Below are 13,704 nucleotides of genomic sequence, written 5' to 3'. Positions count from 1 at the left end.
AACATCGCCGCCGCCCTACGGCATTACGCACGCGCCACCGACCGCCCCATCGACCTGCTCCTGGCAACGTGATCAACAACTTTGCCGGGGCCCTGGCAGCGAGGTTCCTCGGCTATGAGATCACGGTCCAGCACAACGACACGAAGAAGACCGGCCGTTACCGACGTGTCAACGGACAGATCGCTCTCCGTGTCCCCCGGGACGTGATCAAAGCCAAATGCGTGCCCTACCTCGCCCGCGGAAAGCCCGCGAAGCGAAAGGACTTCGTCAACAGCACCGATCACGCGATCGTTGCCACGTTCGGGGCCGTTTACCGGGGCATCGTCCAGTACTACCTGCTCGCCGGGGATGTCTCCCGGCTGCACCGTCTGCGTTGGGTCATGGAGACGTCCATGCTCAAGACCCTTGCAGCAAAGCACCGTTCGACCGTGCCGAAGATGGCCACCAAACACAAGACCAGAATCGACACGGACCACGGTCTCCGAATTTGTTTCGAGGCCCGAATCGAGCGGGAGCACAGGAAGCCGCTGGTGGCACGGTTCGGAGGAATCCCTCTCTATCGACAGCGGTCGGCGAAGATCGTGGACCGCCGGCCCGTCTGGGTGGACTATCCGCATAAAGAGCTGGTCACACGGCTCTTGGCGGACACCTGCGAGATCTGCGGGAGCACTGGTGATGTCACGGTGCATCACATCCGCGCCCTCGCCGACCTCGCTCATGCCGGATGGCCGCCGTCCGACTGGGCGCGCGTCATGCTCGACCGGCGCCGCAAAACGGTCGTGGCCTGCGACACCTGCCACGACCGCATCCACGAGGCACAGGCAGCCAGATCATTCACGCCGTGATCACTGGAGAGCCGGGTGATAGCGAAAGCGTCAAGCCCGGTTCGGCGGGAGGCCGCGAGGAAAAGGAACTGCCACGGCAGACACCTCGCCACGCGGCCGACCCAACGTCCTGGCTGCACGGCTTCCGGCGCCTGCGCATCCGCTGGGAACGGCGAGCCGACATCCACGAAGCCTTCCTCAGACTCGCCTGCTGTCTCATCACCGATCGGCAACTCAGGGCATTGCGCTGACACTGGAACCGCTGGGCACCCTATGGATGTCCGTGGCTCATGCCATGATCCGGCCTCGTGAGTGACCGATCGCTTTCGCCTGCCTGGCTGGCCTCGTGGACAGACAGAGTCTCCGGGACTCTCACGGCCATGACAGGCGGGTTCGAGCATCGGCACGGCTTCCCACCTGGGACCAACCAGGTCCGGCCGGCCGACCAGGACGATCAAGCCGCGGCTCGCACGCTCGCCCAAGTCACCCCTACACCAGCTGACCTGGTCACCTTCTACGAGAGCATCGGCGATGTCACCTGGGCGGACGTCGGCAGCGGCTACTTCCTCGATCCGGCCGGTGACGTCCTGATGCGGCTCCAGGAGTACGGCGTTGTCGACGTCGGTACGGACCAAAAGGCCCATGGCCTGGTCATCGGCTCGAACGGCGGCGGCCTGATCTATGTCGCGGGGCCCGATGGGGCCGTTTACCGGACGCGGACGGCGTCGCTGGACGAACCGGAGCTCGACAAGGTGGCCGATGACCTACGACAGTTCCTGGAGTTGCTGGAGCGCTCCCTGACAAGGTTCAACGCCGACGGCGATCCGGGACACCTGTAAGCGCAGGCCCCAGCGCCCATTTTGTTAGCCGTTGTGAGAGCGGAGATCTCCGGCTGTGGACGTGCTGGTGGCCCAGCTCCGGGGTGGTGCTGTTCGTAGGGTTGGGACGCTGCCGGTCAGCCGGGGTTCGGAAGGGCTTCGAGCCGTTGCAAGTGCAGCGGTGATCACATGGGTCCATGGCCAGTGCTTGGCGAGGCGGAGAATGCGGCGTTCGATGGTGATGAGTTGGGCGACGGTGGAGAACAGCCGCAGGCGGAGTCGTCGGGGTTCCCACAGCCGGGTACGGGGGCCCGTATGGGGATCCGGGTGGGCCGTGGCGTTTCATCAGCGGCCGGTCTCCCAGTCCCATGACTGACTTGGCGTTGCCCGGCATCGACAGGGAATGCTAGGTCTCCTGGGTCCGGGCGGCGGTGGCGCACGAGAGGCGGCGGATTAATGGGGTTGCTCGAATTGCCCGTCAAGGATGTCGGCCTGATTGACTTCATGGAAGGTATTGGATGGTTCCCCGGGCGGCACATCGATCTACAGGATGATATGGATGCATGGTCGACTGATGGGTACACTGTTGCCGGCTCCGTTCGAGAATTCATGGCGGAATGTAGCGGTCTTCAATCCGACTACCCTCGACACCCGGCAGTCGGACGGGACGTATGTGTGCCTGGTCTCTGGGCAGGGCGATTGCGAAGTCCCGGGGATCTTGTGAGTGCGCGGGTCACAGCAGCGTGACGATGGTGGATGGATGCGCGACCACACGCAACGAAGCTCCGTTGCGGGGGTGACCTTCCCAAGTCGCCTGCGCCCGACGGAGCTTCGATGTGCCGTCAGTCTGCCACCGTCTGCCTGGTCGAGTCGCCCACCCGTCAGCACCGCGTGACGGGTGCGCCGGCCGAGCGGCTGGTCACGCCGGCCGATCCGCGGTGCCGGCGCGGAAAGCGCCACCCCTTCGTGGCAGTGCTGCGATCGTTGCTCCGCCGTGGTGAGCGGGACGAGGAGCTTCGTGGCGATCGATGCGTGGGCCGCTGACGCCCCGCAGGACGTTCCGGCCCGGCTCGGTGCCCGCACCGCGACGGCTCTGGCCGTGCGGATCCCGCCCAGCGGCGAGACGATCCGCCGGGTCATCAAGGACACCTGCCCCGGCGGCCTGGCCGACCTCCTCGGCCACGACCCGGCCGGCACCGACACCCCGCGATCGACGGCAAGAGCGCCCGCGGCTCGCGTCTGGGCAGCACCCCGGCCGCCCGTCTGCCGGCCGCGATGACCGGCACAGGCATGACCGTCACCCAGCTCAGGGTCCCGGAGAAGACGAACGAGATCACCTGCTTCGCCGCCCTCCTGGACCTCTATGACCTGCGAGGAGTCACCGTGACCGGCGACGTACTGCACACCCGGCGCGACCACGCCCGCGCACCACCGGCCACGGCCGCAAGGAGACCCGCGTCGTGCAGGTGCTGACCGCACCGACCTTGGCGTCGACTTCCCCCACGCCACCCAGGTCGCCAAGGTCGTACGCCACCGCACCGACACCAAGACCGGCAAGCAGAGCCGCGAGACCGTCTACGCCATCACCGACCTGACCAGCCGCCAGGCATCCCCGGAACGGATCGCAACGATCCTGAGCGCGCACTGGGTGATCGAAGACAGGCTCCACTTCGTCCGGGACACAGCCTTCCGTGAGGACGCCTCCAAGATCCGTACCGGACGCGGCCCGGAGAACGCGGCCACCCTCCGCAGCTTCGCCATCAACCAGCTCCGCGCCGCCGGCCACACCAACATCGCCGCCGGACTCCGCACGACAGCCCTCCGCCCCTACGAGCGGCCACTCGCCGTCCTCCGACTCAACTGACCTGCGCCAACGCACGATCAACGAACCATGCAATCGCCCTGCCCTACGGACCCGCGGCCCGTGTCCTCCGGGTCGTATCGCAAGCTGTGCCTCGAGGCGGACGTCAACGGGCCGTGCAGTGGACGTCAACGGGCCCTGCAGTGGATGTCAACGGGCCGTGCACACGCGCCCGGTTCCATGGTCACGCGGCCGGTTTCCTCGATCAGGCAGCGTCCACGCCGTTTCCGTACAGTGCGGCGCATCCTCGCACCCGTGAGCACCAGTCCTCCAACCACCGTGTGAGCATCAGCAGGGGAAATACGATGACGCGTTCCCACCTGTCTCCCGGCGGGAGTTCGCAGGCCCCCGGGCGCCTGCCGGGCTTCCCCCCGTCCGGCGGCGACGATCGGCCGGCCGGCGATGTCAAGTTCAGAAACTTCGTAACACTCACTGCTCAGGAAATCGAGAGGGGGGCTCAGACTCTGAGTGACGATGAGTTGGCACCCTTATCGCACCTGACGGGAGTTTCTGTTCCGAGATCTGCCAATCCTGACGGGTTCCGTTTCGACGCTCAAGGTCACGTAATCGACGGTCTGCTGCATGCCCGGATTTACTGCGGCGCAATGAATGGGGTGTCCTGCGGCAGTACGGCCGATGATCCGATCGTGGCCGATGTGGTCAAGGCGGGCTGGATCTCATTTGTCGGCGAAGGGGGAGAATATACTGTCAAGCCGGGCCAGATGTTCATTCGCGACACCAAACTGTCATGGGAGTTTTCTTGCTCCGCCTCCTTTTCGGCGCACGTCATATCCGTTCCCAGACACCTGGTGGTCCCTCGTGTCAGTTCGGTAAGAGTGCTTGATCGCGCGTACGTGGCAGATGCCGGCATGCCGGAAGTTACGTTTCTCCTGAAATTCATTGAGATGATTGACGAGAGTGTCGATCACCTGGGCGTCTCGAAATCCATACGAATCACCCTTCGGGATGCTTTCGCCGCACTCGTCTCGGGAATCATGTCCGATTGCTGGGGCATGGAGTCGGATGCTCACGCGAGTATGACTGTTGCGGCTGCGATAAATGTCATCGAGCGTCATCTGGACAGCCGCGATCTCTCACCTCGGATGGTCGCTCAGCGTATTGGTGTCTCACTCCGGACACTGCACCGATCATTTTCGGTGTCAGGTGAATCGATGATGGCATTCGCGCGTAGGAGGCGTCTCCAACAAGCTCACGACGAACTAGTGGGAACCGAAACGCTGAAAGATATTTCCGCGTTGGCCGCGCGCTGGCATTTTTCGGATTCGAGTCACTTTATTCGGCATTTCAAAGCCTACTACGGGTCAACCCCCGGGGCATATCTGAGGAACAGAAGAATTGGCGACTCCTGATCTGATCGACGAGGGTCCGGAGCAACCCTCGTCGAGGAGGTCGCCGCAGGCGGCGAGTTTCGCTGTCAGCAGGCGCGAGAAACCCTGTCGTTGAGATCGACGGTTCCGCTCGTGGCCGGAGCCGGCGCCACCCGCAGGTCGGCGACCGACCCGCCGCCGCGGACAACCGAATAGATTCCGGCGGTTTCGGCATGCTGGTTCAGAATCAACGCGCTGTCCGTGTTGTTCTTGACCGAGGAAGCCTGGTTGTCCGCCGGAGTTCCGTCCGAGAACTTCTTGCCCGCCAGGTCATTTACGCACGACATCTTGACGCCGTTACTCAACGTGATCTTGGGAAACACGCACATCGGCCCCGCGAAGTTGATGTCCTTGTAGAGGCAAACCTCATCCGACGGGCAGGATGTGGCGGCACTGGCCGTCGGCCCCATTAACCCTGCACTTGCCAGAGCCAAAGCTATTGCCGGAATCACTGCAGCTGCTCGCATCTTGTTCGGGATCCTCATCTCTTTGTTTTGCAGCGGAGAATTTGCCCTGCCGGTCGCATGCTGCATTATCCACCAATTCCACCTTGGGGTGCTAGAACATCCATGCCCGTCGATGGTGCGAACGTGCCAACCTGGACACGGTCTGGCCTGCGCGGCGCCACCGGTGGCGCGCGTATGCCACGGCATGGCGTGGTTGTTCAATACTTTCCTGCCCTCATTTGATGCAATGATCAATGTAAACGTCAGGAAGGGAGAACAGCCATGCTGAAGCCCTATTGGTAGAAGAACCAGCAAGGAAGAAAGGCCGGCGCATGTCCGTACCCATCGGCGCGGGCATGCGCCGGTCCGCCTTCCTGGCCGTGCATCGTCATTGTCCCGTCCATCGACCGGCCGATGGACGCACCAGTGCGTTCCGGCATTCCTCCCGTCAGGCCTCCTGAGGGCGCAAATGGAAGAATCGAGGGTACCGCCCGCCGTGCATGGCAAACCCACCCCACGGTCCCTTTTCTCTTCGACTGAGTTCCGCGCCACCTGGCTGGCCGAACTGGTTTCGTTCTTCGGGGACCAGTTGGCCCGGGTCGCGCTGGCAATCCTGGTGTTCGACCGCACGGACTCTGCGGCCCTGACCGGCCTCACCTATGCGCTGACCTACGTGCCGAGCGTTGTCGGGGCGCTTACGCTCTCCCACCTGGCGGACCGGCGGCCCCGTCGCAGTGTCCTGATGACGGTGGACATCTGTCGGGCCATCGCCGCCGGGGCCATGGTGATTCCAGATGTTCCGCTCGGTGTTCTTTGCCTGCTCGTGTCGGTCATGTCGTTTCTGGGTGGACCGTACAGAGCGGCCCATCTTGCCCTGCTGCGCGAGATTCTCAGCGCCGAGCAGTATCCGATCGGCATGTCTGTCCGGCAGATCACCATGCAGGCGGCTCAGATCTTCGGCTTCGCCTTCGGCGGTGTGGTGTCCTCGGTTTTCACTCCGCGGGCGTGTCTCGCTTTTGACGCCACCACCTTCGTCGCGTCGTTCGGGCTCTACTGGTGCTTCGTCAAGTCGCGCCCGGCTGCCGGGACACCGGAGGGAAGAGGATCCGTCGCAGCCGGTCTGACCGTCCTGTGGGCCGAGCCTCGCCGACGGGCGATCTTCCTGAGCACAGCACTCGGGTTCTTCTACATCGCCCCCGAGGCGGTGGCCGCGCCCTACGTCAGCGCCCTCGGCCTCGGATCGGTCTGGGTGGGCGTCCTGCTGGCCAGCACGGGTGTGGGCGCGGTGGCCGGCCTGTGGGCGTTCCACCGGTTCGTGCCGGCCCACCGCTACGCGGACCACCTGCCACTGCTGTGCTTCACCACCGGCCTTCCGCTTGTCGCCGTCGCGATCCAGGGCGGCGGGATCTATCTGGCCATGGTGTCCTTCGCCGTCAGCAACGCGCTGTGGTGCATCCAGGTGGTGGTCTCCGTCTCCACGCTGGTCGAACTGCTGCCGGACGACCGTCGTGCCCAGGGCATGGGCGTGGCGTCGGCCATGAACCTCACCGCCCAGGGCGTCGGCACCGGAGGCGCCGGACTGCTCGCACAGTGGCAGAGCCCGGTCTTCGCCCTGTCCTTCATGGGAGCCGCAGCGGCGGTGGCCGGGCTGTGGCCCGGTCTGCTGTGGCTCCGGTCGACCCGGAAGGTGGCGGCCCTGTCCGCGCCCGACAGTGCGTGAACGCGGGCGCGCGCCACGCCTGCCTGCTGTCGCCGGGTGCAGCCGGACGTGGCCACGAAGAGGCCGAGGAGTTCAGCCTCCCGGGGCCGCTCGGTGACGGCGTCGGCAGGGACACACGGTCGGGCCGAACGGCTGTGCGACGAAGATGTCGACCGAGGGGCGCATCTCGACAATGCCGTGGACGCCCGCGAGCAGCATCGCGCGCTCACCGGTGAGGTCGGACAGGTACTCCGACTTCAGGGTGGTCTGGAACGCGAAGGGGGCGCCCAGCCCAGGGCGGCATGCGAGCGCAGCCCGCATGGAGAGCCGGTCGGCTCGTCGAGCTGACGCAATCTGGTGCGAAGACACTCGGCGTCGGCGTGGCCGAGCCGCTCGAAGATGTCCAGCCCCTCCGCCCAGGCCGCGCGGGCCGCGTCCGGGTCGCCGCAATCGCCCTGGGTCTCTGGGGTCTCTTCAACGCGACGGGTCGCACGGTCGCTCGTGACGGAGTACGAGGAGAGGCTTGGCTGCGAACTGTGTCCCATCGGCTGTTCGGCGAGCTGTTCGGCACGCGGTACGAGTACGGGCCTACGCCTCGCGCCCTAGTCCCGCCGCCGGATGTGACCGGACGCGTGACGTCATAGCCTCGCCGTATGGCATCAGTTGACTCTCGCCGCAGCGAACCCCGAAGCCAGGAGCAGCGCAAGCGCGAGGCCCTGGAGCGGCTCGCGCGGGACAACGACGTATGGGTCGCCACGGCCGACGGCACCGGTGAGCCGTGCCTCGTTCCGCTTGCCTTCTGGTGGGACGGCGAGAGCGTGTGGCTGGCCACCCGCGACACCAACCCGACCGGGCGCAACCTCCGTGCCTCGGGCCGGGTCCGGCTCTCCTTCGGCCATACCCGGGACGTGGTCCTGGTCCACGGCACCGCGCGCATGCTGACCCGCGAGGAGCTGCCGGACGGGGTGGGCGACGCCTTCGCCGCCAAGGACGGCTGGGACCCGCGCAAGGACCACCCGTCGTATGTCTTCTTCCAGGTCGCCCCGCAGGTGCTGCAGGCATGGGGAACCGTTCCCGAGCTGGCCGGGCGGACCCTGATGCGTGACGGGAAGTGGCTGGTCTAGGTCATCGCCCGCAGCACCGCAGCCGTGTGCGCGTCCGCCGGGAAGAAGGTCTCGACGGCGATCTCGTCCAGGGTCACGTCCCGTGGGGAGCCGAAGACCGTGGTGGTGTAGAGGAGGGCGAGGTCGCCGTGGTCGGAGGAGAGGCGCAGGGGGACCACCAGGTCGTCGTGGGGTGATCCGGTGTCCCGGGGCTCGTCCGGCTCGGGGGACGGGTAGCTCTCCAGTTCCGTGAGGAGTTCGGCGAGCCCCGCGGCCGACGTCCGGTCCAGCTGGCGGCGGACCCGGCGGAGCACGTGCGCGCGCCACTGCGCGAGGTTCCGGATGCGTCCGGACAGGCCGTCCGGGTGCAGGGTCGCCCGCAGCACGTTGAGCGGCGGACCGGTCACGTCCGGCGCGACGTCGCCGAGGAACAGCCCCATCGCACGGTTCGCGGCCAGCAGCTCCCACCGCACGTTGACGGCGAGCGCCGGATTCGGCTCGTGCCCCGCGAGGACGGCCTCCACCGCCGCGCGCGCCGCACCCAGGTCGGCGTAGGCGCGCTCGCGGTGCACCGGGGCGTAACCGGCCGCCAGATAGAGCGCGTTGCGCTCCCGCAGCGGCACGTCGAGTTCGTCGCACAGCCGCCGGACCATGTCCCGGCTCGGTCGCGCCCGCCCGGTCTCGATGCAGCTCAGGTGCCGGGTCGACAACTCGGCGGCGAGCGACACGTCCAGCTGCGAACGCCGCCGCCGCTCACGCCAGCGCCGCACCAGCACCCCGACCGGCTCGGTGGTGGTCGTCGTCATGCACCCCAGGCTGCCCGGCGGCGCGCGCCACGGCAATGACCTCGCAGGTCATCGACAGCACGCGCCACGCACCCTCACATTCTGGGCAGGGCCACGCAGTTCACCGCGAGAGGACAGCCACCATGACCGAGACCGCCGAACGGCTCGACGACTACGTACGGTTCTGGAACACCGGGACCGAGCAGGAACAGCGCGCACACGCGGCGGCCGCCTTCGCCGACGACGTCGAGTACCGCGCCCAGATCGGGGTCCTCACCGGGACCCAGGCGCTGATCGACTTCCGCAACCAGTTCGCCGCCCACATGGGCCGGGTCACGCTCCGCCTGCGCGAGCAGCCGCAGGTCCACCACGAGCGCGCCCGGCTCCGGTGGGAGATCCTCACCGGCGACGACGCCGGCACCTCCTTCGCCACCGGAACCGACGTGCTGCACCTCGACGGCGACGGCCGGATCAGCTCCGTCACGGTCTTCCTCGACCGTGCGCCCGAGGGCTTCGACCCCGGGGCGCACGACTAGCCGCGTGACGCGGGCCCCTGTCGGAGGCGTGGCCGTCGGGGCCGCCCGCTTCCGGCCAGGGTCGTGCTTCCACGGGCCGAGTCAAGGGCGCTCCACTGCGTTCCGCGTCGCCTGCGGCGATCGGCCTGCGGCCGACCCTTGACACGGCCCGCTCCAGCACGGGGAAGAAGCGAGCGAGCGGCCCGGAAAGGCGGTGGCCCGGCCGGGGTCCGCGGCAGCCGTACGCCGCGTCCGCACCGTCGGCCGACGGTCGCGACAGCGCCTCGCCTGCACGCCGGGAGTGCTCGGCGGCTGCACCCCGGCACGGACGTCTCATCAGACAGACATCCAACAGAGCCCAACTCGGCCGCCGGGAGGTGCCGGAGGCCGGGTGCCGGGGGACGGGTGGTGGGCGGCGACCGGTCATTGGCGGATTTGTGTCAGAGGCAGTGGCCAGGCGGCGGTGGATTCCGGGCGATAGCGGGAGGCCACGCCCCACCCGCAGACACGAATCCTCCACATGCTGTCCCGTCGGGGGAAAGCCCCGACAGGCGCTTCCGTCTCCCGTTCCCACCGGGGGGTCGCCGCTTGGCCGTCCCGGCGTGCAGGCGAGGCGCGGTCGCGCCCCGAAGCACGCGGCGAGAACGCAGCCGACGTGAGGGGCCGACGGGCCTGAGCCGGCCACTTTCTCCGGGCTGCCCGCTCGCTTCTACCCCGTGCCGGAGCGAGCCGTGTCAAGGGTGGGCCGCAGGCCCATCGCCGCAGGCGACGCGCAGCGCCCTTGACTCGGGTCGCGGAGGCACGACCATGAAGGAGAAGCGGGCGGCCCCACGGTCACTTTCCGGCGTACGTGAGGAAACCGGCCCAGGTGGCGGGGGAGAGGGCGAGTTGGGGGCCCCGGCGGTTCTTGGAGTCGCGGATGTGGATGGTGGTGGGGCAGGTGGCTACTTCGACGCAGTCGCCCTGACTGCCGCTGCTGTAGCTGGACTTGCGCCAATGGAGGGCTACCTCGACGCAGTCGCCCTCGCTGCCGCTGCTGTGGCTGCTCTTGAACCAGGTCAGTTCGGACGTGCTCATAGCGCTCCTCGCATCTGCTCCAACAGGGCCCTGGAGTCCCGAAGGGGCCGGGCCTGCGAGCGCAGTTTTCCATACCGCTGGTGGAGGACGCTGATCTCTTTCGGATCGGCGATGAGGCGGCCGTTGTTCTGTCCTTCCGAATAAGCGAACCACTGATTCTCGGGGGTCTCAAGCAGCTGCAACGGGCCATCCAGGCCGGCGTGCACGGGCTGAAGCAGGGGCATGATCTGGACCTCCACGTTCCGGTGGCGGTCGATCACCTCCAGCAGATGGTCGAGCAACTCTCGTGTGACGGCGTCGCCGCCCGTCCGTCGCTCCAACACGGCCTGTTCGATGATGAAGCTGAACGCGCACGGTCGCTCCCGCCGGGTGGACAGCAGTTCCTGCCTGGCGACTCGGGCGGCCACCCGGTCCTCCAGTTCCTGGTCGTTGGGGATCGGCGGCACGCTGAGCGACACTGCCCGCGCGTACGCCTCCGTCTGCAACAGGCCTGGCACCACTCGGCATTCGTAGGTGTAGAGGTTGATCGCCGAGGCCTCCATCCGCGCCCACCGCCGAAACCAAGCCGCCAACCCCGGCTGCCGGGCCACATGCCCCGCCGCCCGCCGTAACGCCCCCGTGTTGCCGAGGGCCTCCTCCGCCGCCTCCACGAAGGACTCGTCCGGCATGCGGCGGCCCAGCTCCACCGATGCCACCGTGTGTTTCGAGAACCGCACCCGTTCGCCGAACTCCTCCCTGCTCAGCCCCGCGTGTTCGCGCAGGGCCTGGACCACCGCCCCGAAGGTCCGCAGACTGTCCGACGACTCCGGCTCCGCTCCATCGCCCACGTAGGCCACCTCCCGGCACCCATGGTGACGGCGAGTCACCGGTACGGTCCAGTCGGTGACCGCGTACGCGGGGGCGGCGTACGCGGCTCCCACCTGGAGAACTGCCCGTGCCGGGCGCCAGATTGGGGGCATGGACGCTCCCCCCACCACCGTCACCGTCAGTCGAACACTCGCCCAGCGGCTCAGTGGCACCCCGCGGGGTGCCCGGCTCGCGAGGCATCTCGCCGTCGCCCAACTCCACGCGTGGGGTGGCCGGTTCGCGGTGGCGGAGGTGATCGACAAGGTGGAGGTGATCGTCGCCGAGCTGGCTGCGAACACCGTGACGCACGGGCGGGTGCCGGGGCGGGACTTCGAGCTGCGGCTCTCGGTGGTGACCGGGAGCGTGCGGGTCGAGGTCAGCGACACCGGACCGAACGGCGGCCGCCCGGCCCCCGGGACCTGCGGCCGTCGGGGCCGCTGGACGCCGGTGGGCGCGGGCTCGTGCTCGTGGCCGCGCTGGCCGATCGGTGGGAGGTGCTGGAACGGGACTGCGACGGCGCACCGGGCAAGACCGTACGGGCCGAGGTGGACCTGCCGCTTCGTCGCAGACCCTGAGCCGGGCCCCGGGGGACGTGCCCCCGGGACCCGGGTGTCGTCAGGTGGAGACGCCCAGGGTGAGCGTGCCGGTGTAGCCGGCGGTGGTGGAGCCGGTGACGGTCATGAGGCCGGACGTGGCGCCCCCGTCGTCGTAGATCGAGTCCTGGGCGAGGGTGGTGCGGGTGGTCGTGTTGGTCGAGTAGGGCGAGACCTTGGCGACTGCCGTGGTGATGGTCTCGTTGATGAAGAGCTGGCCGGTGTGCACGGTCGTACCGCCGGTGAAGGAGCCGTTGGAGGTCAGGGTGACGCCCGTGTGGACCTTCACGTGGATGTGGATGCAGCGGCCCCGGTACCAGCCCGGGTAGATGGTGGTGATGTTGGCGACGCCGCTGGAGTTGGTGAGGACGCCGCCGCGCAGGAAGGTGCCGTCGTCGGCCTCGCTGTGGCCGTTGTTGCCGACGTAGCCGGAGTACTCGCCGAGCGCGTCGGTGTGCCAGACCTCGACGAGGGCGTTGGGGATGACGGTGCAGGCGGAGTTGACGACGGTGAGGGCCAGCTTGAGCGAGATGCCCGCCTTGCCCTCGGTGATGTCGGTGCGGACCAGCGCGCCGTCGAGGTAGTAGGGGCCCTCGGTCAGTTCCTCCGTGAGGGTGCAGACCGCCGCCGCGGCGGCCGGCTGGAGGTCGGGGGCGGCGGCTGCCGCGGGGGCCTCGGTCGAGACCGCTGCACCTACGGCCAGGGCAGCGGCGGTCGTCCCGGTGGCGACGAGTACGGTACGGCGGCCGACGGAGCGGGCGCCATCTGAGGTGTCTGTCATGAACACGGCACCGTAGGAAGGGTGCCTGTCGGCAAGCTGTCAGTTCCGTAAAGTGAGCTACCGTCAAGTCTTGAGTTGAGACAGCGGAATCGGCGATCGCCGTTCGACTCGGCCATGGAACGTGGACGACGACTTGTGGGCGCTGATCGAGCCGTTGCCGACCCCCTGGCCCGGGCGCTCGCCGGGGCCGGTCGTGACTCGACCGCTACGCGCCGGGCGGCGAGCACTCCATGTCGGAGACCGTCGCGGCTGCCGAAGGCGCCTGGTCGGGCGCGGCGGCGGCGCCCTCGTCGAGCCCGCGGGCGGTGTGGACCCGCAGCAGTCCTTCGATGCCGCGCAGCAGGGTCTCGCCGGCCATGACGGGGTCGCCGAGGTAGCCGGCGCTCATCGCGCCGTCGCGGAGCATGACGAAGTGCCGCCCGGCGTGCTCCGCGGACGCCTCCGTGATCTCGGCGAACAGCCCGGTGATCGTCTGCAGGAACCACGCGCGGTGCTGCACGACGGCCCGGTGGACCGGGTGGTCGGGAGCGGGGAACTCCGCTGCCGCGTTGAGGAAGGCGCATCCGCGGTAGCCGGGCGAGCGGATCTGCTCGACCAGGGACGCACCGATGCCCCGCAGGATGCCGTCGGTCGGCACGTCCGCGGCCGTCAGGAGGCCGATCTGGGTGCGGATCGCCTGGTCGACGCTTCCGATGTAGGCGACGGCCAGGTCTTCCTTGCTGCGGAAGTGGCGGTAGAAGGTGGCGTTGGTGACCTTCGCCTCGGCGACCAGACGGTCGACCCCCACCGTGTGGATGCCCTCGGTGTAGAAGAGCTGCCCGGCGGTCCTCAGGAGCCGCTCTCGGGCCTTGGAGACTCTCCCGCCGGTGCCGGGTTCCGTCTGCGTCATATCACTCATCGTAGCAGGTAGAACGTTCTCTCTTGTTTTCGACGGAAGGGGTGTGCCAGGCTGCAGGCAAGAGAGAACG

General features: G+C 67.9%; 16 protein-coding genes and 3 pseudogenes. 11 read left to right on the top strand and 8 right to left on the bottom strand.

Translation table 11 applies throughout. From position 1 onward, the window contains the following. The 3 genes and pseudogenes from ABZ887_RS31080 to ABZ887_RS31070 form a co-directional block, all read left to right on the top strand. Nucleotides 1-845, top strand: an 845-nt coding sequence (locus ABZ887_RS31080; RefSeq protein ID WP_361296321.1) for a group II intron reverse transcriptase/maturase, incomplete at its 5' end; no start/stop codon positions are given. A gap of 98 nt (nt 846-943) precedes the next feature. Continuing rightward, a pseudogene (locus tag ABZ887_RS31075) lies at nt 944-1,075 on the top strand (IS5/IS1182 family transposase); the annotation flags it as partial. A gap of 129 nt (nt 1,076-1,204) precedes the next feature. Beyond that, on the top strand, nt 1,205-1,663 hold the full coding sequence (locus tag ABZ887_RS31070; protein ID WP_361296318.1) for an SMI1/KNR4 family protein: 459 nt from the start codon (nt 1,205-1,207) through the stop codon (nt 1,661-1,663). A 116-nt stretch (nt 1,664-1,779) separates the two neighbouring features. On the opposite strand, the pseudogene ABZ887_RS31065 reads toward ABZ887_RS31070, so the two are convergent. Further along, nucleotides 1,780-1,957: pseudogene (locus tag ABZ887_RS31065) on the bottom strand (IS1380 family transposase); the annotation flags it as partial. Nucleotides 1,958-2,660: 703 nt separating this feature from the next. Here ABZ887_RS31065 and ABZ887_RS31060 point away from each other — a divergent pair. The 4 genes from ABZ887_RS31060 (at nt 2,661) to ABZ887_RS31045 (ending at nt 4,873) form a co-directional block, all read left to right on the top strand. Beyond that, nucleotides 2,661-2,921, top strand: a complete 261-nt coding sequence (locus tag ABZ887_RS31060; RefSeq protein ID WP_361296315.1) for a hypothetical protein — start codon at nt 2,661-2,663, stop codon at nt 2,919-2,921. A gap of 11 nt (nt 2,922-2,932) precedes the next feature. Then, nucleotides 2,933-3,115 (top strand): hypothetical protein, encoded by a 183-nt coding sequence (locus ABZ887_RS31055; RefSeq protein WP_361296312.1) that lies wholly within the window; start codon nt 2,933-2,935, stop codon nt 3,113-3,115. A gap of 109 nt (nt 3,116-3,224) precedes the next feature. After that, on the top strand, nt 3,225-3,506 hold the full coding sequence (locus ABZ887_RS31050; protein WP_361296348.1) for a transposase: 282 nt from the start codon (nt 3,225-3,227) through the stop codon (nt 3,504-3,506). A 302-nt stretch (nt 3,507-3,808) separates the two neighbouring features. Then, nucleotides 3,809-4,873 (top strand): helix-turn-helix transcriptional regulator, encoded by a 1,065-nt coding sequence (locus ABZ887_RS31045; RefSeq protein WP_361296309.1) that lies wholly within the window; start codon nt 3,809-3,811, stop codon nt 4,871-4,873. Nucleotides 4,874-4,938: 65 nt separating this feature from the next. Here ABZ887_RS31045 and ABZ887_RS31040 read toward each other — a convergent pair whose 3' ends face one another. Then, complete coding sequence (locus ABZ887_RS31040; protein WP_361296306.1) at nt 4,939-5,424, bottom strand: peptidase inhibitor family I36 protein; 486 nt, start codon at nt 5,422-5,424, stop codon at nt 4,939-4,941. Nucleotides 5,425-5,728: 304 nt separating this feature from the next. Here ABZ887_RS31040 and ABZ887_RS31035 point away from each other — a divergent pair, with 304 nt between their 5' ends. Further along, nucleotides 5,729-7,057 (top strand): MFS transporter, encoded by a 1,329-nt coding sequence (locus ABZ887_RS31035; RefSeq protein ID WP_361296303.1) that lies wholly within the window; start codon nt 5,729-5,731, stop codon nt 7,055-7,057. A 72-nt stretch (nt 7,058-7,129) separates the two neighbouring features. Here the strand turns inward: ABZ887_RS31035 and ABZ887_RS31030 are convergent, their stop codons facing one another. Beyond that, nucleotides 7,130-7,357, bottom strand: coding sequence for a hypothetical protein (locus ABZ887_RS31030; protein WP_361296299.1), 228 nt, complete (start codon nt 7,355-7,357; stop codon nt 7,130-7,132). Between the two features lie 332 nt (nt 7,358-7,689). Between ABZ887_RS31030 and ABZ887_RS31025 the strand changes: the two genes are divergently transcribed. Beyond that, nucleotides 7,690-8,160: a pyridoxamine 5'-phosphate oxidase family protein gene (locus ABZ887_RS31025; RefSeq protein WP_361296296.1), complete on the top strand. Its 471-nt coding sequence runs from the start codon at nt 7,690-7,692 to the stop codon at nt 8,158-8,160. Here the strand turns inward: ABZ887_RS31025 and ABZ887_RS31020 are convergent. Then, nucleotides 8,157-8,945, bottom strand: coding sequence for a helix-turn-helix transcriptional regulator (locus tag ABZ887_RS31020; RefSeq protein ID WP_361296293.1), 789 nt, complete (start codon nt 8,943-8,945; stop codon nt 8,157-8,159). The two genes, ABZ887_RS31025 and ABZ887_RS31020, sit on opposite strands and share 4 nt — an antisense overlap. 122 nt (nt 8,946-9,067) lie before the next feature. On the opposite strand from ABZ887_RS31020, the gene ABZ887_RS31015 reads away from it, so the two are divergent. Continuing rightward, complete coding sequence (locus tag ABZ887_RS31015; RefSeq protein ID WP_361296290.1) at nt 9,068-9,460, top strand: nuclear transport factor 2 family protein; 393 nt, start codon at nt 9,068-9,070, stop codon at nt 9,458-9,460. 813 nt (nt 9,461-10,273) lie between these two features. On the opposite strand, the gene ABZ887_RS31010 is transcribed toward ABZ887_RS31015, so the two are convergent. Both ABZ887_RS31010 and ABZ887_RS31005 read right to left on the bottom strand, forming a co-directional pair. After that, entirely contained in the window at nt 10,274-10,516 is a 243-nt protein-coding gene (locus ABZ887_RS31010; protein WP_361296287.1) for a DUF397 domain-containing protein, read from the bottom strand. Then, nucleotides 10,513-11,289, bottom strand: a complete 777-nt coding sequence (locus tag ABZ887_RS31005) for a helix-turn-helix transcriptional regulator (RefSeq protein WP_361296285.1) — start codon at nt 11,287-11,289, stop codon at nt 10,513-10,515. Before ABZ887_RS31005 ends, ABZ887_RS31010 begins: the two co-directional genes overlap by 4 nt. Nucleotides 11,290-11,473: 184 nt before the next feature. Here ABZ887_RS31005 and ABZ887_RS31000 point away from each other — a divergent pair. Next, nucleotides 11,474-11,937, top strand: a pseudogene (locus ABZ887_RS31000) (ATP-binding protein). 40 nt (nt 11,938-11,977) lie between these two features. Here ABZ887_RS31000 and ABZ887_RS30995 read toward each other — a convergent pair. Beyond that, entirely contained in the window at nt 11,978-12,736 is a 759-nt protein-coding gene (locus ABZ887_RS30995) for an intradiol ring-cleavage dioxygenase (RefSeq protein WP_361296282.1), read from the bottom strand. A gap of 205 nt (nt 12,737-12,941) precedes the next feature. Continuing rightward, nucleotides 12,942-13,625: a TetR/AcrR family transcriptional regulator gene (locus ABZ887_RS30990; RefSeq protein ID WP_361296279.1), complete on the bottom strand. Its 684-nt coding sequence runs from the start codon at nt 13,623-13,625 to the stop codon at nt 12,942-12,944. Nucleotides 13,626-13,704: the final 79 nt, after the last annotated feature.

Source organism: Streptomyces sp. NPDC047061 (assembly GCF_040643955.1).
Taxonomy (GTDB): domain Bacteria; phylum Actinomycetota; class Actinomycetes; order Streptomycetales; family Streptomycetaceae; genus Streptomyces.
This window is presented reverse-complemented; position numbering and strand designations above follow the sequence as displayed.